Genomic DNA, 22,644 nt, shown 5'->3' with positions numbered 1-22,644 from the left:
TATGAATGCGATTAAGAATATCACATTGGCAGGTATTATTGGATTGGTATTATTAGCCGGTCTGTGTGGAATGCAAAATCTATCAGCCCAAACAGTATGGCTTGATGAACTAGACCTGAGTACGGCAACCCAAGGATATGGCGTACCGATGAAAAATAAATCTTTAGATGGCAATACGATGAGTATTGCAGGGCAAACCTTTAAACGGGGATTTGCTACCCATGCCGTTAGTTCTTTATTTGTTTTAACGGAAGGAAATGCAAGTGAGTTTACCGCAAAAGTAGGGCTTGATGATGAGATGAAAGGTCATGAACCTGCTGTTGAATTTGAAGTTTATGGCGATGGAAATAAACTTTGGGCAAGTGGTGTGATGCATATAGGTGATTCTGCTAAAGTGTGTTCAGTTGCATTAACCGGCGTAAAGAAAGTTGAACTGGTAGTGGCCGATGGCGGTAATGGCAATTACTACGACCATGCTAATTGGGCCGATGCTAAATTCGAAACCACCGGAGTTCATACATTTAAAACCTATAATCCAATAGCAAGCGAACCTTATATTTTAACACCAAAACCATTAGCATCACCAAAAATAACAGGTGCAAAGGTTTATGGCGTACGCCCTGATTCGCCATTTCAATTCTTAGTAACTGCAACCGGTGATAGGCCAATGACATTTTCAGCCCAAAAATTACCAAAGGGTTTGAAACTGAATCATCAAACGGGCATCATTACAGGAAAGCTCTTTATAAAAGGGACTTATGAAGTTACATTGTCGGCAAAAAATGCTAAAGGTAAAGCAGAGCGAAAGCTACGTATTGTTTGTGGCGACCAAATTGCCTTAACACCTCCAATGGGATGGAACAGCTGGAACTGTTTTGCTCAAGAGGTGTCGTCCGATAAAGTGAAACGTGCCGCCGATGCTATGGTAAAAAGTGGGCTGATTAATCATGGATGGACATATATCAATATCGACGATTTCTGGGAAAACAACCGTGACTCTAAAGATCCTGCGCTGCAAGGAGAAATGCGTGACGAAGCTGGAAATATTGTAACCAATAAACGATTTGAAGATATGAAAGGCCTTGCTGATTATGTACATGGCCTTGGTTTGAAAATTGGGTTGTATTCCAGCCCCGGTCCATGGTCGTGTGGTGGCTGTGCCGGTAGTTTTGGCTACGAGGAGTTGGATGCTGAAACTTATACTCAGTGGGGTTTTGATTACTTAAAATACGATTGGTGCAGCTATGGAAACGTTATTGATGGCCTGCCCGATAATGACCCTTATAAAGTGTCATCGCTTTCGTACAATGGTGGTAGTGAGTTGGAAACAGCCATGAAGCCTTTTAAATTGATGGGGGATTACCTTCGCAAGCAACCGCGTGATATTGTTTTCAGTGTGTGCCAATACGGTATGTCCGATGTATGGAAATGGGGCGGTTCGGTTGGCGGCAATTGCTGGCGTACCACCAACGATATTACCGATACCTGGGTGAGTGTGAAAAGTATTGCTCTCGACCACGAAAAGTCGGCTCCTTATGCTAAACCTGGCAATTGGAACGACCCCGATATGCTGGTTGTTGGACAGGTAGGGTGGGGCAATACACACCCTAGCAAGCTTAAACCCGACGAACAATATTTGCATATTAGTTTGTGGAGTCTTTTTGCTGCACCTCTTTTAATTGGATGCGACATGGAGAAACTAGATGATTTTACCCTTAACCTGTTGACCAATGATGAGGTAATTGATGTAAACCAGGACCCGCTTGGCAAGCAAGCTACTTGTGTACAAACCATCGGCGATTTAAGAATTTATGTAAAAGAACTCGAAGATGGCAGCCGTGCAGTTGGTTTCTGCAACTTCGGAACAGAGATAGTAGATGCTCAGTACAACGATTTTGAACAATTAGGCATTACAGGAAAAGTTAACGTGCGCGATCTTTGGCGCCAGAAAGATATTGCAGAGGTAGATGCTAATTCCGAAAAGCTGGCTATTAAAGTCCCTGCACATGGCGTATTACTATATAAATTTAGTTCTAGTAAATAATTAAATACGACAATAAAATATGTCAGGTAAATTTCTAAACCTAAAAGGCTGTCTGGTTGCAGTTCTGGTTGCATTAGTTGGTGCAGGAAATGCACAAAATCCGATTATTCAGACTAAATACACGGCAGATCCTGCACCATTGGTTTACAACGATACCGTTTTTCTTTATACATCGCACGATGAAGATGATGCTTTCGGTTTTAAAATGCAGGATTGGTTGCTGTATACTTCAACAGATATGGTTAACTGGACAGACCATGGTGTTGTTGCTTCGTTAAAGGATTTTAAATGGGTGCCATATGACAATGGAGCATGGGCACCGCAATGTATTGAACGAAACGGTCAGTTTTATTTATATTGCCCCATGCCAAGCGGTATTGGAATTGGCGTGTTGGTTGCCAATAGTCCATATGGGCCATTTACCGATCCTATTGAAAAAGCCTTGATTAAAAACGGGCCTCAGGATATTGATCCTTCTGTTTTTATTGATGATGATGATCAGGCTTACCTATACTGGGGAAATCCGGAGTTGTGGTATGTTAAGTTGAACGAAGATATGATTTCTGTTGAAGGCGAACCTACAAGAATGGCCGATTTTGTAAAAGTGAAAGGCGAAAAAGACGCTTTCCATTATCAGGAGGGGCCATGGGCTTGGAAACGTAACGGAAAATATTATATGGCTTATGCATCAACCTGTTGCCCCGAAGGTATTGGTTATGCTATGAGCAATAGCCCCACTGGCCCTTGGGCATTTAAAGGTATGATTATGGAAGGCGATCAGCGCTCAAGTGGCAACCATCCCGGAATAATCGATTATAAAGGAAAATCTTATGTTTTTGGCTTCAATTATGACATATTGACACAAACAATGTCGAAGCATTACGAACGCCGTTCGATTTGTGTTACCAAAATTGTCTACGATAAGGATGGTGCAATAATAAAACTACCTTGGTGGGATGAAACCAAAAATACTCAAATCGGTGCGTTAAATCCATACATTAAAAATGAGGCCGAAACCATGGCTTTTAGTGAGGGGCTTAATACGAAAAAGGTTATTGAGTGGGAACGAAATGTTTCCTGGAACAGGGGTAAGAAGATAGCCGAACGCATGATAGTTACTTCAATCCATAATGGTGACTATATAAAGGTGCAAGGAGTTGATTTTTCCAAAGGAATTTCATCTGTTCAAGTGTGTTTGGCTGCATTGTATGGCGGTAAAATCGAAATTCATTCCGATAAAATTGATGGATCTGTTTTGGGTCTGGTAGATATTACAGCTTCGGCTGAAGGAGATATCTATAAAACAGCCACAGCCCCTGTGAAAAATATCAAAGGAGTTCACGATTTGTATTTCGTTTTTAAAGGGGAAAAGGATCTGTTTAACTTTGATTGGTGGAAGTTTGATGATAAATAATAAGTTCACATTTAAAACAATAATTATGAGAGTGCAAATCTTATTAATATTTTCATTTGTATTAATATTCAGTACAGTAACAGCACAAAACCCTATTGTTCAAACCTATTTTACTGCCGACCCGGCACCAATGGTTTGTAATGATACCGTTTATCTTTATACATCACATGATGAAGATAATACGGTGGACAATTTCTTTACCATGTACGACTGGCGTTGCTATTCAACAACAGATATGGTAAACTGGACCGATCATGGTGCTGTGGCTTCGTTAGAAAAGGATGTTGCCTGGGTAAACAAGAAAAATGGAGCATGGGCTGTTCAGTGTATTGAGCGAAACGGAAAATACTACCTTTATGTACCTATTCATGGTGCCGGAATCAGTGTATTAGTTGCCGACTCTCCATACGGGCCATTTAAAGAACCATTGGGTAAACAATTTGTTGATAGTGAGGATTTATGGAAAGATATCGATCCTACTGTATTTATTGATGACGATGGCCAGGCCTGGATGTATTGGGGTAATCCTAGTGTTTGGTATGTTAAGCTAAACGAAGATATGATTTCGTATGACAAGAGTATTGGTAAAAACGGTATTGTTGCTGTTGATATGGTGCCCGAGTCGTTTGGTAAAAGTGTAAGAAAAGATGGTACCCCGTGTACAAAGTATGTTGAAGGCCCATGGTTTTACAAACGCAACAACCTCTATTACTTAATTTATGCTGCTAATGGAGTGCCTGAATCTATTGGATATTCAACATCAACATCGCCAACAGGACCATGGAAATATCAAGGATTAATTATGGAACGTTATCCAAAACTATCTTTTACCAACCATACCGGTATTATTGATTATAAAGGAAATTCTTATTTTTTCTACCATAACGAAGCTTTGCCTAATGGAGGCGGATTTAGGCGTTCTACCTGTCTGGAACAGTTTGAGTATAATGCCGATGGAACTATTCCGTCCATTATTCCTACAGAAGAAGGCATAAAAACAAGCCTGGAAAATTTGAATCCATATAAAAGAACCGAAGCCGAAACAATCGCATGGTCCGAAGGGGTGAAAACAGAATCGGGAAGTAATGGCGTGTATGTTACTAAAATTAATAATGGCGATTATCTAAAAATACGAAGTGTTGATTTTGTCAAAGGCGCAAAGAAGTTCGAAGCAACAGCTACTTCTGTAACCGATGGAAAAATTGAGATTCGTGTAGATGCTAAAGATGGCGCATTGGTTGGTGTTTGTGAAATTACCAATACAGGTGGGGCAGATGTGTGGAAAACCTTCACTACCAAAGTAAATAAGGTTAAGGGCATTCACGATTTGTATTTCGTGTTTGTGGGTAATAATGGCGAACTGTTCAATTTTGATTATTGGAAGTTTAGTAAGTAATCGCATTTTTTTTAATGCTGATAGGGTTGTAGATCAGCTATATAAAAATGGTGTCTTACATAAATGGCCTGTTGTGGTTGGAAATAGAACTAAAATTTGTCGAAGATGATAAATGTGAAATCTAATTTAGTGTTAGTAGCAGTGTTGTATGCCTTTTTTGTGGTCTCAGATTTAGCTGCTCAGCAACCTGCCACCATAAAAATGGAACCTGTTTATAACGATTTTAAGGCTGAGTTTATGTGGGATGCCAAAGTGAAAATTGGCAATGTGGTTGTAGTAGGCGAAAGCAAACGGGGAACCCGTCGGATGATACCCATAACAGGTGGCTCTTTTAAAGGGCCAAACATTCAAGGCGAAGTGTTGCCCGCTGGTGAAGATTGGCAATTGGTGCGCTCTGATGGCGATACGGAACTCAATGCACGTTACTTGCTTAAAACGAACGATGGCATTATAATTCAGGTCATAAACAAAGCACTGATGCATGTGCCAGCAAAAGACGAAGATGGTAGTTTTTATGTAAAATCAATTGCTGATTTGGAGGCTCCAACCGATAGCAGATATGATTATCTTAATCATGCCATATTTATAGGAACGCTTACCATGCCCAAGTTAAATACGGGTGAAGAGCCCTATGTCATAATTGGAGTGTACAAGTTGTTGTAATTAACCTTCTTAACTAGAGTTTTTTAATAATATGCATTTTTGAAGAAAACGATGGGTTTGCTATAACCATCTGGTTTATATATTGTACTCTTTTGAAATTGTTGTTTGGATAGAATAATTGACTTTAATGAATGCTAGTGAGAATAGCTATGAGTAATCTTATAAAAACAAATTAAGCTTTAGTATTATGTTTAAAAAAATATTCAAATTCGTGATGTTATTAGGGTTTATATTTCCTATTGCATCAAGCGCACAAGAAAAGCTATATTCCAACGAATTTCCTTTGGGAGATGTACAGCTACTCGATGGGCCGTTCAAACATGCTCGCGACCTGAATATTGAGGTTCTGTTGAAATACGATGTCGACCGTTTATTGGCTCCTTATCGCAAAGAAGCTGGATTATCAGAAAAGGCAAAGAGTTATCCCAACTGGGAAGGCTTAGACGGGCATGTAGGAGGGCATTACCTGACGGCAATGGCAATAAATTATGCAGCAACCGGTAATGCAGAATGCAAAAAGCGCATGGATTATATGATCTCTGAGCTAAAGGCCTGTCAAGAAGCCAATAGCCAGAAGTATCCTGATTGGGGTGTTGGGTATGTTGGTGGCGTTCCACACAGTGCAGCGTTATGGTCAAAGATAAAAGCTGGAGAAGTTGGGGCAATATGGGAGGCATGGGCACCTTATTACAATATTCACAAAATGTATGCAGGCTTGAGAGATGCTTGGTTATACAAAGGAGATATCGAAGCAAAGAACCTTTTTCTTCAATTTTGCGATTGGGCAATTACCATTACAGAGGATTTGTCGGACAAGCAGATGGAAGATATGCTCGCTAACGAATACGGTGGTATGAACGAAGTACTTGCCGATGCATTCCAAATATCAGGCAATAAAAAATACCTCACGGCTGCAAAACGTTATTCGCACAAAATGTTTCTAGATCCATTGTCACAGGGAATAGATATGCTTGATAACAAACATGCGAATACTCAGATTCCCAAATTTATTGGTTTTGAGCGAATAGCAGAACTTGATCTTGATCAAAAGTATGGTAAAGCGGGTAGTTTTTTCTGGGAGACTGTAACAACTAACCGTTCCTTGGCTTTTGGTGGCAACAGCAGAAGGGAACATTTTCCGGCCAAAGAATCATGTATCGATTTTGTAAATGTAAATGATGGACCCGAATCCTGCAACTCGTATAACATGCTCAAATTAACCGAAGACCTGTTTCGGGTGAATCCAGCTGGAAAATATGCCGATTATTACGAACGTACCATCTTCAATCACATCCTCTCTTCTCAGCATCCCGAACATGGCGGATATGTTTATTTCACCCCGGCGCGACCACGCCATTACCGGGTTTACTCAGCTCCAAACGAAGCGATGTGGTGTTGTGTTGGTTCAGGCATGGAAAACCATGGCAAATACAACCAATTTATATACACCCATTCAGAAGATTCATTATTTCTGAATCTTTTTATCGCGTCGGAATTAGACTGGAAAGAAAAAGGCTTGAAAATCAAACAGGAAACAAATTTTCCTTATGAAGAACAAACAAAACTTACTATTTCAGAGGGAGCTTCGAAATTTAAATTATTAGTTCGCTATCCGGCGTGGGTAAATAAGGGTGCATTGAAAATTTCAGTGAATGGAAAGATTGTGGATGGTACATTGCTTCCTTCGTCTTATGTTTGCATCGACCGAAAATGGAAAAAAGGGGATGTGGTTCAAGTAACATTGCCCATGCGAAATACTATCGAACATTTACCTAATGTGCCTGAATACATCGCTTTCATGCATGGACCTATATTATTGGGTGCGAAAACCGGAACCGAAGATTTAAAAGGCTTAATTGCGGATGATGGTCGTTGGGGACAATCATCAAGTGGTAAATTTTTACCTATCGACAAAGCTCCAATACTGATTAATGATGACATTCAAAATATAGGAAATAAGTTAGTTCCGGTTGAAGGTAAGCCGTTAAATTTTACACTAAATGTAAAAATGGTCAATCCTGTCGAACTTACACTGGAACCGTTTAGTAAAATACACGATGCCAGGTATATGATGTATTGGTTGGCTTTGTCAAATTCAGGTTACAAAGCATACACAGATTCATTGGCAAATATTGAAAAAGAAAAACTTGCTCTGGAAAAACGCACAATCGATCAGGTTGCGCCTGGTGAGCAACAGCCCGAAACCGATCATGGCATGCTATCAGAAAATTCCAATAAAGGCAACAATTTAAATGAGTTTTTCCGCGAAGCTAAGAATGACGGCTTTTTTAGCTACAATTTGGCAACAAATTCGGAAACTGATTTGAGTTTAAGAGTTCGTTATTGGGGTGCAGAATGGGGGAGCAGGAAATTTGATATTTATATCGACGATGAAAAACTTCTGACCGAAGATAATACAGGCCGATGGAATCAATCTATGTTTAAAGATGTTGTTTATTCCATTCCCAACTCGATGGTATCTGGAAAAGACCATGTATGGGTGAAATTTAAAGCTCTTCCTGGAAGCACTGCAGGAGCTGTTTATTATATTAGGTTAATAAGAGGGGCTGTAGAAAAAAAGTAAAAGTTCGTCCGTTTAGAGGATAAATAATAACCATAATTAATAATGGTTACCCATTAATAATCATACAGAATCAAAAGAAATCTTTATCATCAAGTTTGCTTTTTGATAAAGATTTCTATGGAAAAATCACCCAATGAACTTAAAGCGATTAAATAGAGAAATATTAAGATCTCTATATTGAATATTAATAGTAGTGAAAATAAGTATTGTAAAGCAATAATTAGATGGATAAAACTTCAAGACACAGAAGATCCTTATTGCGAAACCGGGCACAATGCTTTGTTTATAGGACCTGATGGAAATATCTGGAGTTCTTGTCATTACAAGGGGTACGGAAAAAGTCTGTATCCCTATTGTCCGGAACTTCAGGATTGGGAAAAGACCCCTCAGATAGGTATTGAACCTGTTTATTATAAAAATGGCAGATTTTATATTTTAAAACCAACCTGGACTGAGCAAGTGATTGAATATTAATTTTTTAAATGTGAAATAATGAAACGAGTCCAATTTATATTTATACAGGCTCTTTTTCTTTTTATCTCTTCGTGTGCAGAGGATCAGGCACAAGAGCAGGAATTGAAGCTGTGGTACGATAAACCTGCAAAACAATGGGTAGAAGCTTTGCCGGTAGGGAATGGTCGTTTAGGCGCAATGGTTTTTGGCGACCCTGTTAATGAAGTCTTTCAGTTGAATGAGAATACGTTATGGGCAGGAGGGCCTAACCGTAACGATAATGTGCAGGCAAAAGATGCATTGGCCGAAGTACGCAAGCTTATTTTTGAAGGCAAATTTGCTGAAGCGCGTGATCTGGTCGATAAGAAAATGATTAGTAAAAAGTCTCATGGCATGTCTTATCAAACGGCAGGTAATTTAAAGCTGTCGTTTCCGGGGCATGAGAACTATACCGATTATTATAGAGAGTTGGATATCAATAATGCCATTGTAGCATCTTCCTATAAAGTGGATGGTGTTAACTATAAAACCACTGTGTTTTCTTCCCATCCCGATGAAGTTATTATTGCAAAAATAGAAGCAGATAAATCAGGTGTCATTAATTTTTCTGCAAGTATGGACAGACCTTCCGAAGTAACTGTTTCCACAGACGGCAATGATGAACTAATAATGTCTGGCATCAGCAGCGATCAGGAGGGCATAATAGGGGAGGTAGCTTTCAATGCTAAAGTTAAGATTACTACGAAAGGCGGTTCTGTTTCTGCTGAAAACGGATTATTAACTGTAAAAGATGCCAACGAAGCAACTCTTTATATTTCCGTTGCAACCAATTTTAATAGTTATAAAGATGTAAGTGGCGATGCTGAAGAAAGGGTAAACAGATACTTAGATAAAGCAATCCAAAAAGACTATGAACAAGCTTTGATGGAGCATATTGCCGATTATCGCTCATTTTTCACCCGCGTTAAGTTAGATTTGGGAGGATCCGATTCGGTAAAGAATACAACCGATGTGCGCATAAAAGAGTTTGCCAAAGGAAACGATCCGCAATTGGTGGCTCTTTATTTTCAGTTTGGCAGATACCTGTTAATCTCTTCTTCGCGTCCTGGTACGCAACCCGCCAACTTACAAGGTATCTGGGCAGGAAACCTTTTCCCTGCCTGGGATAGTAAGTATACAGTGAATATTAATACTGAAATGAATTATTGGCCATCTGAGATTACCAATTTATCCGAAATGAACGAACCTTTGGTTAAAATGGTTCGCGAACTAGCTGAAACAGGAAAACAAACTGCAAAGGATATGTATGGTGCCAGAGGCTGGGTGTTACACCATAATACGGATATCTGGCGAATTAACGGATCTATAGATGGAGCCAATTGGGGTATGTGGCCAATGGGAGGTGCCTGGTTGTCGCAACACCTGTTTGAAAAATATGCCTTTTCCGGAGATATAGACTATTTAAAATCTGTTTATCCTGTCATCAAAGACGCAGCTCTGTTCTTTGTGGATTTTCTGGTTGAAGAGCCTGTAAATAACTGGTTGGTTGTAAGTCCTTCTGTTTCACCTGAAAATACACCAATGGGGCGTTCCACCTCAATTACAGCAGGAACAACAATGGATAATCAATTGGTTTTTGATCTGTTTAAAATCGCCATAAACGCTGCTCAAATTTTGAATAAAGATCCCGAATTAGTTGACACCTTAAATCAAACCTTAAAACGCTTGCCTCCAATGCAAATTGGCAAATGGGGACAGTTACAAGAGTGGATGGAAGATTTAGATAATGCCAATGACCATCATCGTCATGTATCTCATCTTTATGGTCTTTATCCATCAAACCAGATTTCACCCTACCGCACCCCGGAATTATTTGATGCTGCAAAAACATCACTTCTGGCACGTGGCGATGAATCTACAGGATGGTCTATGGGATGGAAAGTTAATCTTTGGGCACGTTTGCTTGATGGTGATCATGCCTTTAAGTTAATTACAGATCAATTAAAACCTGTTGTCGGAAATGGAGGCATGAGTGGAGGTGGTGGCACCTATCCAAATCTTTTTGATGCACATCCTCCTTTTCAGATTGATGGTAATTTTGGATGTGCAGCAGGTATTGCAGAAATGCTGCTTCAAAGCCACGATGAAGCAATTCATTTGTTGCCGGCTTTGCCTGCTGTGTGGCGTAATGGAACTGTTAGTGGACTTAAAGCAAGAGGCGGGTTTGAAGTTAGTATGCAGTGGGCAGAAGGGAAACTGGTCAAAGCCGAAATTCACTCATTAAATGGCGGTTTGTGCCGTGTGCGTTCCTACATTCCTTTGCGTGGAGATGGCATTAGGCAAGCTGAAGGTGAAAATACAAATGGTTTTTACTTTTTAAAAGCGACACCTCAACCAATTAATAATACTAAGGAGAAGATACAGAATGTCCAGTTACAAAAAATCTATGAATATGATGTAGATACTAAACCCAATCAGGTTATCTCTTTTTATGGAATTAGATAATAGAACCTTTTGAATTAATGAAGTTAAGGTGTGTTTTATATTGACGTACTTGTACTATTCACCAATAGAATATGGAAAACTATTAAACAAATATAAAATAGTTGCATGACGTAACTCTTTGTCCACTTTTTTGTTGCAAGTTCATTGTAATATTACTTATTGAGTTAGCCATTATGTATTTCATAGTGGCTTTTTTTATTGATAATGCCAATTAGTATTTAATTGAAAATTGATCAAGTCAAATAATCTCTATCTGCGCAACACCAATCCATTGGGAAAGCATTATAACGGCATGTGTTGATTTCTAAATGACATAAAACAATTGTAAAAATCAGGTTTGAAGATTTATTTTTTTTGATCTGGATATTTGGAATATTAATCTATTTCCAGTTTTTCAAATCATCTTTTATTGCTTTTGTGTATCTAAATACATGACTAATCATTGATATGTCCCAAAATTGAAAATGTTTATCTAAGATTTAAAATCGATTTTCCTCCTATAATATAATTTCATCAAATATTAATATAGCCCAGTATTTGTTTTGCCTGATTCAATAAAAAGGCATTCGAATAGGTCTGGTTAGCGACTAAATTATGGTATTGTAGAAGAAATATAACACCATGAATCTACGCAGAACTCGCAGCAAAATTGAACAAGTAGGTGATAGGACTATTGCAACGGGGAGTACATATATCTCAACATAAACAGGATTGAGTTTCATATTAAATTGGTATGGTAGAGCCAATGATCAGGATGAATAATTCTGATTATTAGGTGTTGGGAGAATTTAAAACATGTCAAAAACAAATGAGGAATAAAGACTATTAATTAATTGGAAGAATGTTATTGCAGTTATTCAAGAGAGTTTTTAAATAAATTAGATTAAATAAAAAATGATGAGTAGAGTTCTAAAAATAAAATTTAAGTCAACAAAATGGCCGGTGTATTTTTTGTCAGGTTGTATTGTAATGTTATTTGCTGTTAGCGCATGTGCTCAAACAAAAGCACAAAAAAATGGACCGGTGTTTAATAATTTTGTTTATCAGGGAAACGACAAGGTTTATAACGATTTTCCGTTAAAGGAGGGGGAATTCTATAACCCGATATTGCAAGGATGCTATCCAGACCCGGCTATTACAAGAAAAGGAGATGATTATTATATGGTATGTTCGTCGTTTGCCATGTTTCCGGGAGTACCAATTTTTCATTCAAAAGATCTGGTAAACTGGAAACAAATTGGTCACGTTTTGGATCGCACATCACAATTAGATGTTCATGATACCGGCATCAGTTCAGGAGTGTATGCACCTGGAATAACATATAATCCTCATAATGATACTTTTTATATGATTACTACTGCGTTTGCCGGAGGACTTGGGAATATTATAGTTAAGACCAAAGACCCAATGAAAGGGTGGAGTGATCCTATCAAACTTGATTTTGCAGGTATTGATCCTTCTATATTTTTTGATGATGATGGGAAAGGATATGTCGTGCATAATGATGCTCCCGCAAAAGGTAAAGAATTATATAATGGGCATCGGGTTATCAAAGTTTGGGAATATGATGTGGAAAATGACAAAATCATCCCTGAGTCAGACATAGTAATTGTGAATGGTGGAACTGATATTTCTAAAAGACCAATTTGGATTGAGGCCCCTCACTTATATAAAAAAGATGGCAATTATTATTTAATGTGTGCTGAAGGAGGTACCGGAGGCTGGCATAGTGAAGTAGTATTTATTGGTTCAAGTCCTAAAGGACCTTTTAATCCAGCGCCAAGTAATCCTATATTAACACAAAGATATTTTGGCAATAATAGAAATTATAAAGTTGATTGGGCTGGTCACGCAGATATTGTAAAGGGACCGGGTGATAAATATTATGGAGTATTTCTTGCCATTCGCCCTAATGAAAAGGACAGGGTAAATATTGGACGTGAAACATTTATTTTACCTGTTGATTGGTCTGGTTTGTTCCCCGTTTTTGAAAATGGACTTATACCTATGGAACCAAAATTAAAAATGCCTGAAGGTGTAACCGGGAATAGAACAGGTAAGGATGGATTTTTTCCCAATGGAAACTTTGTGTATAAGGAAGATTTCAATTCAGAAAACTTGGATGATAGATGGATAGGACTTAGAGGGCCTCGGGAAGAATTTATCTCTTTGACAAAAAAAGGGTTAGGAATTAATCCGTTTGATGTAAATATAAAAGAACTTAAACCTACATCAACACTATTTTACCGTCAGCAGCACAATAATTTTTCCTTTTCAGCAGATATTGACTATAAACCATCTTCAGAAAAAGATTTAGCTGGAATAACATGTTTGCAAAACGAAGGTTTTAATTATGTTTTTGGAATTACGAAGAAAGAAAAAGATTATTACCTCGTACTTCAAAGGACGGAAAAAGGACAATCAGTGGTTATTGCAAGCGAAAAAATAGACATTAAAAAACCTCTTGGATTAAAAGTTGCTGCAGATGGGGATAAATATGAGTTTTCTTATTCCATTGATGGATCTGATTTTATAAACGTTGGCGGAGTTGTTTCCGGAGATATACTTTCAACCAATAGGGCTAAAGGATTTACGGGTTGTTTATTAGGTTTGTATGCTACCGCTGCAAATGATGCTCAACCAAATTAATTAACGAGCAGTTAGCTCATAGAGTACCTGGTTAAAAATGAACAACAAAAACAAAACTATATACAGGAGCTGTGGAAGTTCTTGTATTTAGTTTAAAAACAAATCCTTTCTAAAAAGGGAAAAAGGAGTCAATTGTGTTTGATATTCAGAATAGTAAATTTTGAAAGGAACACAGTTGGCCTTTTTTTTATAGTGTAATTTTGACATAAATTATTTACTCTTGTTTAGTGTCTTGAGGGAGTGGATAATTAAGATATATAATATCAATAACTATCATTTTTGTTTGTAGGATTTATTTGAAATGCGTTAATTTCTTTAAATACTATCTTAGTAATTGAAGTTAATGTATTACAACAGGATTGTTTATGTCTGATATTGAAAGTGAAATATCTTAAAATAAAATAGGCTGATTTGATTAAAGCTTAATTTAGTACAGATTAGATTCGATTGTTATAAGTATTAATAAGCTTTTCGAAGTCTTATTAATAAATGTTTTAAAGATCGATAAGTGAATTATTTATTTTCAATAAGGAGTGGAATATTTTTTAATTAAAAAATTTAAAATGAAGTTTATCCGTTTATACAGTAGTATCCTTTTTGTATATATCTTAATGTGTAGTCACCTTTATGCTCAGGAAAATTTGGCACATAATCCAGTGATATATGCTGACGTGCCTGATATGTCTATAGTACGAGTGGGTGATACCTATTATATGAGCAGTACTACCATGCACATGAACCCGGGAGTTCCTATTATGAAATCTACGGATCTTGTAAACTGGGAATTGGTTAACTATGCATATAATGTGTTGGAAAGTAACGATGCACTATCATTAAATAATGGAAAAAATGCTTATGGAAAAGGTTCATGGGCAAGTTGTCTTCGTTATCATAAAGGAAAATATTACGTAAGTACTTTTTCTAGTACTACGGGTAAAACACATATTTATACGACAAAAAATATTGAAAAAGGGCCATGGAAGAAGATGTCTTTCAAACCTTCGTTACATGACCATTCCCTGTTTTTTGACGATGATGACCGCATATATATGATTTATGGTAGTGGCAATATTAAAATGGTTGAATTGAATAAAAAATTAACTGGTATTATCCCGGGATCAGAAAAGGTGATTATAGAAAATGCAAGTGCACCTGCAGGAACCAATGTAGGATTACCAGCCGAAGGATCTCAATTATTCAAAATTGATGGCAAGTATTACTTGTTTCATATTACATGGCCCAAAGGAGGAATGAGAACAGTTATTGTTCATCGGGCAGATAAGATTACAGGACCTTACGAAGGTCGTGTGGCATTGCAAGATAAAGGTGTGGCTCAAGGTGGACTAATTGACACTCCGGATGGAAAATGGTTTGCCTACTTGTTCCGCGATAATGGTGCTGTAGGTCGTATACCATATATGGTACCCGTTACGTGGAAAAATGGATGGCTGGTGCTCGGAGTAGATGGCAAAGTTCCTGAAACACTTCAGTTACCTCTATCAAGAGGTTTAATTCCTGGTATTGTTGCATCAGATGAATTCAATAGAACCAAAAATGAGGAGAATTTGCCATTAGTTTGGCAATGGAATCATAATGAAGTGGATAATTTTTGGTCAGTAAAGGATAGGGATGGTTATTTGCGTTTAATAACCAGTAGAATCGACACTTCATTTTTAACGGCCAGAAATACTTTGACTCAACGAACCTTTGGTCCTGAATGTTCAGGATCAACTAAGTTGGATGTTTCAAATATGAAAGATGGTGATTTTGCAGGTCTTGCCTTGTTGCAAAAAAAATATGGCTTGGTCGGAGTAAAAAATGAAAATGGAGCAAAGAAATTAGTAATGGTTAGTGCTCAAACAAATAAACCAGTTGAAATTGAAAGTTTACCCTTTGAGCAGGAAATAGTTTATTTAAAAGCAGAGTGCGATTTTAAAGAACGTAAGGATTTAGCTGAGTTCTATTACAGTTTTGATGGTGAAAACTGGAAAAAAATAGGAGTTTCCTTGAAAATGGCTTACACTCTGCCTCATTTTATGGGGTATCGGTTTGGTCTTTTTAATTATGCCACAAAAATGGTTGACGGTTATGTTGATTTTGACTACTTCCATATTAGTAATACAATTTCTCCAAAAGAAGAGATGTACGTATTCCTTAGTTTGGGACAATCTAATATGGAGGGAAACGCACGATTCGAACCTCAGGATACAGTTAATGTCAACGAGCGTTTTCAAGTACTGGCAACTGTTGACTGTCCTGAATTAAACAGAAGAAAAGGTAACTGGTATACAGCAATTCCACCTCTATGCCGCTGTCATACAGGCTTAACTCCTGTAGATTATTTTGGGCGCACTCTATTAGAAAACCTTCCGGAGAACATTAAGGTTGGTGTAATCAATGTGGCTGTTGGGGGATGTAAAATAGAACTGTTTGATAAAGATAATTATAAAACCTATGTCGAATCGTCGCCTGATTGGTTGAAAAATATGGTTAAGGATTATGACGGGAATCCGTATTTGCGTCTTGTTGAAATGGCAAAAATAGCTCAAAAAACAGGTGTAATAAAAGGCATTTTATTGCATCAGGGGGAATCAAATACAGGCGATACACTTTGGACAAAGAAAGTAAAGTTGGTGTACGATAATTTGATAGCTGATCTGAATTTAAATCCTAAAAAAGTTCCACTGATTGCTGGTGAAATGGTTAGTGCCGGCGAAGAAGGGAAGTGTGCAAGTATGAATTCAATAATAGCCACACTTCCTGAGGTGATTCCGAATTCATATATTATTTCTTCAGAAGGTTGTCCGGGTGTTAAGGATCATTTGCATTTTTCGGCTGAGGGATATCGAATGTTAGGTGAACGTTATGCCGAAAGGATGTTGTTATTATTGAAAAATACAAAAACAGGAAAGAATTAAAATAGGATGGATATAATTAGGTCACTGCCTAGTCTTTTTATTAGTGATGGTATGTTGTCAGCTTTTTGCAAATCGATAATCTGTTTGATTATCGGCTGTCCGGCAAATTTTAATTCATTGATTTGATCCATATTATAATGTGTTTCTCAAAATCAAATTACAACTTTGAGAGATAAATAGTTAGAGGAAGTACCCTCTCCTTTTTTATACCAATTTACAGGTAAATTTATTAACAGGTATTAATCGGACACAAGCGAACTGTTATATTTAATTTTAGAAGAATATTATCTAAAATTAAAAATCGTAATTATGCTAATAGTGTATTATTGTTTTGCAATTGGTTAATAAAACCGGCAAACCATGCTGGAATAGCACAAGTGATAAATATACGCACTAAGAATATAGTTAGTGGTGGTTGTTAATTTCTTCATATAAAAACAACTTAATGTCTTGTTAGGGCATTTCTAATGTCAGATTATTTATTTGAACCATCAGGAAAGGAGTAAACTTTATAAAGTTGCCAAAATTCTCTGAACAGGTCAATATGGTTTTGGTAGTTGAAATATAATATATGTGCTGATCTTTCTACAGGTATCTGATTGCGAAATTTAGGAAATGATAATGCTTGTGGTGAGTCTTTTTGTTTGTTCGATGGTAATTGTTACCGGGAGGATCAGCTGTGTATTTAGTTGTCAAATATTTTTTTGAATGAAAAGTGATGTTTGAATTAGTATTTCCAAGTTTTTTGTATGGCAGTTGAAATTTTATAATTTAGCCCTTTATGCGCTGGATAAATGTTGATGATTACCAATAAACAGTTGTAATTGAGTTCGATAAATGTTTTTCATAATGTGCGATAACAATAACAAGAGGAAGAAAAGATTATGAGATTACGAAAATTGATATTTGTATTTTTTTTTATTTATGAATTGAGCTTTGGTGTGTTTAATGCCGTTGGTATAAATGAAGTTCAGTTTTTTAATTTGAATGAAACATATGGTTTATCTTTTCGTGAAACCAATAAGGCTTGTAGTGACGATGATGGCTTTATTTGGATTTCTTCAAAAATGGGAATTGTAAGGTATTCTCATGATGATATCAGAACCTATCAATTGCCTTTTGAAACTGTTGACATTCTAACCGTTAGCCTTGTTTATGAAAAGGCAGGACTGTACTCATATACAAATAATGGACAAATTTTTAAATATGATAAAGTCAAGGATGAATTTGAATTAGTAATTAACATATCAAAACAATTAAGAAATAATTATATCTCAATTGATGAAATGCTGGTTGACAGTTTTGGTAATTTATGGTTAGCATCTACTTTCGGTTTGTATTTTTACAATAAGGAATCTGGTTTGAAAATAGTTGGTGCGGTAGAAGCTGTACAATCCTTAGTATGGTATGATTCAAAACAATTTTTATATTCGGTAAATGGGACAATAAAGTTTTTTAATACAATTGATTTCAGCTCTGAAGAATATTATTCTTTCGCGAAACCGACAAATTATGCTGTTACTTCTTTGTATTACGATCATGGTTTAAATAGGCTGTGGATCGGCACTATGGCAGATGGATTGTTTTATCTAAAAGAAGAAAATGGACATTTCAATTTGTTGGGTACAGATAGCATCCCAAATCAGCCAATACTTGATATTGAACGTAATTCTGAATCAACTTTGTTAATTGGAATAGACGGACAAGGTGTATGGGAAATTAGCGGAGATAACGGTAAGGTAATAAACATTTTTAAGGAAGATGTTGACAATTCTAATTCATTACAAGGTAATGGAGTTTATGATATTTTTTGTGATAAAAACAAACGGGTTTGGGTATGTACTTATAGTGGTGGAGTGTCTTATTATGACCAGGAAAATTCAAACGTTACAAAAATAATTCATGTAGCCAATAATTCGAATTCTCTTGCTAACGATTGTGTTAATAGTGTTTTTGAAGATCGTGATGGAAATATTTGGTTTGCCACTAATAATGGAATCAGTTATTTGAATGTAAATAGTAATCAATGGAAAACGTACTATTATAATAATAAGGAACATGCTCAGGTATTTCTTTCCTTATGTCAAGATGAGAAAGGGCGGATATGGGCTGGATCATATTCTTCAGGCGTATATATAATTGATCCAAAAACAGGAATGGAATTAGCACATTATTCGCAAGAAGAAACAAATGTGGAATTTGCAAATAATTTTGTATTTAATATTTTAAAAGATAGTGCAGGGGATATTTGGATAGGAGGAGTACGAGGTGCCTTAATATGTTATAAATCGGCTGAAGACCGATTTGTTTCATTTAAGAATATTACAGTTAATGTAATGCGGGAATTTAATTCCGATAAATTATTGATAGGTACAACCAATAGTTTGATTTTGTTTGATAAGAATAGTGGAAGTACAGAGAGTCTTGTGGAGGGGTATCTGGTTTATGATATTTTTTTAAGGGATAACGTTGCTTGGCTTTGCACCAGTGGCGATGGGATCATTAAATACAATCTTTTAACAAAAGAGAGGGAGCAAATTTCTGTCGATTCTGGTTTGACAACAAATTTTGTAAATAGTATTGAATATTTAAATGGATTTTTTTGGATAGGAACAGAAAAAGGAATTTGCAGATTGAATGAAAAAGATAATACGGTTGTAACTTTTAGTTCTCTGCACAATTTAAATAATGTGTCTTATAATAAAAATTCACATTTCAGACTTAGTTCTGGAAAGCTAATATGGGGAACTAATAAAGGAGCCTTAATTTTTGATCCGGATCAAATAGCATTGCAAAAATATAATGGGAAGATATTTTATCAGGAGCTTACCGTTGCTGGCCGTTCAGTTCGGGAATCATCTGACATTAAATTGGAATCTCCTTTAGATAGCCTGAAGGAACTGTTTCTTAAACATTATCAGAATACAATTAGTTTGGAATTGATTCCAATCGGTGTTACATCATCCGGTGCAAAATTTTCGTGGAAGATTGAAGGTTTAGATAAATACTGGAGCAAGCCTGGCAATAATCGTATTTTATCCTACTCCAATCTTCAGAGTGGGGAGTATACCCTTCGGGTTAGGATGTACGACAGTTCTATGACTGATATTATTGATGAGCGGTTTATTAGCTTAAAAATTATTCCGCCGTACTGGAATACATGGTGGTTTAAATTGCTGGTTTTGATTGTTATTGGGGGTTTTGCAGTTTTTATGTTTAAATATTACATTTATCGTTTGAAAAAGAATCATTCAGAAGAGAAAATTAATTTTTTTGCCAATACCGCTCATGATATAAGAACCTCATTAACCTTGATTAATGGACCTATTGAAGAATTGAACAAAGAACCTGACTTATCAGCTAAAGCATTACATTATCTTTTTCTGGCAACAGACCAAACGCATCGCTTATTAAAAGTAGTTACTCAATTAATGGATTTTCAGAAAGTTGATGTGAAGAAAGAAAAGCCATTTTTATTAATGTCTGATATTGTAAAAGTAGTTGAGAATAGGGTGATGATGTTTGAATCTTATGCCAAATCAAAAAATATTGCAATAAAATTTGAATCAAATGTTTCAACTTTTACTACTGCTTTTGACGAGGTTATGATTGAAAAAGTTGTTGATAATTTAATTTCCAATTCAGTGAAATACTCCTTTGAGAACGCGCCTATATTGGTTAAGCTGAATTGCACAAAGAGTAAATGGATATTAGAGGTAAAAGATAGGGGATTAGGAATTAGTAAAATTGCCCAAAAACAATTATTTAAGGAGTTTTATCGGGGCGAAAATGCCATAAACTCTAAAGTTATAGGTTCCGGTATTGGCTTATTATTAGTGAAAAATTATGTCGATCTGCACGGAGGGAAAGTTATTTGTTCAAGTCAGGAAAATATTGGATCCACTTTTCAGGTTGTACTGCCAATTGTAGAAACAGATAAGTTTAATGAAAATAAATCAATATCCAATAAAACACTAATCAATCCAGAATATATAGGCAAAGATTTGAATAAAGAATTACTTGATGTTATCGAGCCATCTGTTGATTCAAAAATGAAAGTATTGATTGTTGAGGATAATGATTATTTGCAGGAATTTTTGAAATTAGCATTAGCTTCCAGTTTTCAAATATTTTTAGCTGCTGACGGAGAGCAGGCATGGAAAGTTATTGTGAAAGAGTTTCCGGATTTAGTTGTCTCAGATATTCTGATGCCAAACATGAATGGCTATGAGTTATGCCGCAAAATTAAATCAACCTATGAAACTTCGCATATTCCAATTATTTTATTAACAGCTTTATCTGATAAGGCTCAACAGCTAAAGGGATTGGGACTTGGGGCAGATGATTATATCACAAAACCTTTTGATGTTACTCTTCTTCAACAGAAAATTAGAACTATTATTCAAAATCGTGAAGTTGCGCGGGATAAGGCCTTGAAAACTATTAATCTTAATGATGAGTGTGTTCAAATATATGATAATCAGCTTAATGAGCAGTTTGTTAAGCAGATGGTGGAAGTTGTTCGGGAAAATATAAGTAATTCTAATTTCTCAAAGAATGATTTTGCATCTAAAATGAATGTTAGTCCTTCATTATTGTATAAAAAAGTAAAATCTCTTACAAATCAATCACCAACAGATTTTATTAAATCCATTCGACTTGATTATTCATTGACATTATTGCAATCAAAAAAATATTCCATAACGGAAATTAGTGAGTTATCCGGGTTTGCTACTGTGGGATATTATAGTACTGTTTTTAGGAAATATTACGGAAAATCACCTTCTCAGATTTTCTGATTCGTATTTTATTGGTGATTTAAAAATATATTCACCCAAACGTCTTCGGTTTAGCTTGTATACAAACTTATATGGATATGCTTGTTAATATTTTCTTATATCGTGATTTTCCACAAAGTTTCTTTAAGTTCTGCAAATGGTTATCTGAAACGTCTATGTTAAAGTAATTTTTGTGCCAATTTGATTTCAAAAGTATCTTAAAATAAATAATTTTCAGCTGTATCAAGGCTAAAAAGTAAAAGAGAGTCGGGTTACCCTGAACTGCATATTTTTTAATGAAGATATAGCTGGAAAGAAAGATTTTATAAAGCTGGTTTTGATGTTAATTAGGTATTATACTAAGCTAGAAAGGATCATTTTAAACTCAGAGTAATTGTGTTACAGCCTAAGGAAGTACGATTCCTGCTTTGTTTGACTTCATAATTCCTTTTTTAAGCAATAATGATGTGTGTGACCGCATCGATGAAACACAATTACCTGCCGATTGGTATTTCGACAAAGTCAAATATTTCCTGCCTGCACAACCCAGAATAGCTATTAATTTGTCAATTCCGATGATTCAGGACGGCATTCCTAAGCGATGATATGTTTGTTTTTTGTAAGAATATCTGAAATTGAAAATTGCATATCCAGAATTAGTAATCATTAATATTAATTGTATTTATTTTTGATTTATTAACAGTTATTAGTCTAGTGCAAAAGACAATTAATTTCAATGAACTTGGAGAAATGTAAAGTGATGAAAAAGGGATTCTGTATGTTTATTTGCAACGTTGTTCTCTTATCTGGTTTATCTATAACTTTTTCAACTGGTATTTCTAAATCAGATAGAAATTGCTCTGTGTTTAGATTAGATAGTTTGGTTGCTCACTTCCACTATTTCTTATATAAGAGGAATAATGTCTTTTATAAGAATGATCCTATGTCAAGAAATGATTGTTTTTATCATCCAATTTTGTCAGGAAGGTTTTCATATCCCTGTTTCATTGTTCTGATATGGTTAATTGGAAACAATTTCATTTTATGTTGGGCAACATAAAACAATTACAATTTAAAGACCAAAGTGTGAGTGAGTTTTTTTTTCATCAGCAATTGACTATGATCCAAACAATCGAACATATTATAAGCTTATCACAAATATGCGTTGTAATAATTTCATTGTCAAATCTAGAGATCCGAAAATTTGAAGAAAGGAATGTCTTTAATTATAAAATTGCTT

At 36.0% G+C, this 22,644-nt stretch carries 10 protein-coding genes; all 10 read left to right on the top strand.

What is annotated here, in order from left to right:
- Position 1 precedes the first annotated feature (1 nt).
- The 10 genes from ACY0M5_RS17015 to ACY0M5_RS16970 all read left to right on the top strand — a co-directional run bounded on the left by ACY0M5_RS17015 (position 2) and on the right by ACY0M5_RS16970 (position 21,425).
- Positions 2-2,044 (top strand): NPCBM/NEW2 domain-containing protein, encoded by a 2,043-nt coding sequence (locus ACY0M5_RS17015; protein WP_461629977.1) that lies wholly within the window; start codon positions 2-4, stop codon positions 2,042-2,044.
- A 19-nt stretch (positions 2,045-2,063) separates the two neighbouring features.
- On the top strand, positions 2,064-3,458 hold the full coding sequence (locus tag ACY0M5_RS17010) for a family 43 glycosylhydrolase (RefSeq protein WP_461629976.1): 1,395 nt from the start codon (positions 2,064-2,066) through the stop codon (positions 3,456-3,458).
- Positions 3,459-3,483: 25 nt separating this feature from the next.
- Positions 3,484-4,854 carry a glycoside hydrolase family 43 protein gene (locus ACY0M5_RS17005; protein ID WP_461629975.1) on the top strand — a complete coding sequence of 457 codons (1,371 nt, stop codon included), beginning with the start codon at positions 3,484-3,486 and terminating at the stop codon, positions 4,852-4,854.
- Positions 4,855-4,959: 105 nt separating this feature from the next.
- Positions 4,960-5,517 carry a DUF3237 domain-containing protein gene (locus ACY0M5_RS17000; protein WP_461629974.1) on the top strand — a complete coding sequence of 186 codons (558 nt, stop codon included), beginning with the start codon at positions 4,960-4,962 and terminating at the stop codon, positions 5,515-5,517.
- Positions 5,518-5,704: 187 nt separating this feature from the next.
- On the top strand, positions 5,705-8,101 hold the full coding sequence (locus ACY0M5_RS16995; protein WP_461629973.1) for a glycoside hydrolase family 127 protein: 2,397 nt from the start codon (positions 5,705-5,707) through the stop codon (positions 8,099-8,101).
- A gap of 177 nt (positions 8,102-8,278) precedes the next feature.
- The gene (locus tag ACY0M5_RS16990; RefSeq protein WP_461629972.1) at positions 8,279-8,575 is read left to right on the top strand and encodes a hypothetical protein; all 297 of its coding nucleotides are present in this window, start codon (positions 8,279-8,281) and stop codon (positions 8,573-8,575) included.
- Between the two features lie 18 nt (positions 8,576-8,593).
- Positions 8,594-11,059 carry a glycoside hydrolase family 95 protein gene (locus tag ACY0M5_RS16985; protein ID WP_461629971.1) on the top strand — a complete coding sequence of 822 codons (2,466 nt, stop codon included), beginning with the start codon at positions 8,594-8,596 and terminating at the stop codon, positions 11,057-11,059.
- Positions 11,060-11,956: 897 nt separating this feature from the next.
- Positions 11,957-13,708, top strand: coding sequence for a glycoside hydrolase family 43 protein (locus ACY0M5_RS16980; protein WP_461629970.1), 1,752 nt, complete (start codon positions 11,957-11,959; stop codon positions 13,706-13,708).
- A 563-nt stretch (positions 13,709-14,271) separates the two neighbouring features.
- Entirely contained in the window at positions 14,272-16,626 is a 2,355-nt protein-coding gene (locus tag ACY0M5_RS16975; protein ID WP_461629969.1) for a beta-xylosidase family glycoside hydrolase, read from the top strand.
- 884 nt (positions 16,627-17,510) lie between these two features.
- On the top strand, positions 17,511-21,425 hold the full coding sequence (locus tag ACY0M5_RS16970) for a hybrid sensor histidine kinase/response regulator transcription factor (RefSeq protein WP_461629968.1): 3,915 nt from the start codon (positions 17,511-17,513) through the stop codon (positions 21,423-21,425).
- Positions 21,426-22,644: the final 1,219 nt, after the last annotated feature.

The sequence above is a fragment of the Labilibaculum euxinicum genome, from assembly GCF_963678175.1.
Lineage (GTDB): Bacteria > Bacteroidota > Bacteroidia > Bacteroidales > Marinifilaceae > Labilibaculum > Labilibaculum euxinus.
This window is presented reverse-complemented; position numbering and strand designations above follow the sequence as displayed.

Bases quoted from the DNA above. Each gene is read 5' to 3' on its own strand.
- ACY0M5_RS16970 (WP_461629968.1), top strand. From the start codon at position 17,511: ATGAGATTACGAAAATTGATATTTGTATTTTTTTTTATTTATGAATTG.
- ACY0M5_RS16985 (WP_461629971.1), top strand. From the start codon at position 8,594: ATGAAACGAGTCCAATTTATATTTATACAGGCTCTTTTTCTTTTTATC.
- ACY0M5_RS17015 (WP_461629977.1), top strand. From the start codon at position 2: ATGAATGCGATTAAGAATATCACATTGGCAGGTATTATTGGATTGGTA.
- ACY0M5_RS16995 (WP_461629973.1), top strand. From the start codon at position 5,705: ATGTTTAAAAAAATATTCAAATTCGTGATGTTATTAGGGTTTATATTT.
- ACY0M5_RS16980 (WP_461629970.1), top strand. From the start codon at position 11,957: ATGAGTAGAGTTCTAAAAATAAAATTTAAGTCAACAAAATGGCCGGTG.
- ACY0M5_RS17010 (WP_461629976.1), top strand. From the start codon at position 2,064: ATGTCAGGTAAATTTCTAAACCTAAAAGGCTGTCTGGTTGCAGTTCTG.
- ACY0M5_RS17000 (WP_461629974.1), top strand. From the start codon at position 4,960: ATGATAAATGTGAAATCTAATTTAGTGTTAGTAGCAGTGTTGTATGCC.
- ACY0M5_RS17005 (WP_461629975.1), top strand. From the start codon at position 3,484: ATGAGAGTGCAAATCTTATTAATATTTTCATTTGTATTAATATTCAGT.
- ACY0M5_RS16975 (WP_461629969.1), top strand. From the start codon at position 14,272: ATGAAGTTTATCCGTTTATACAGTAGTATCCTTTTTGTATATATCTTA.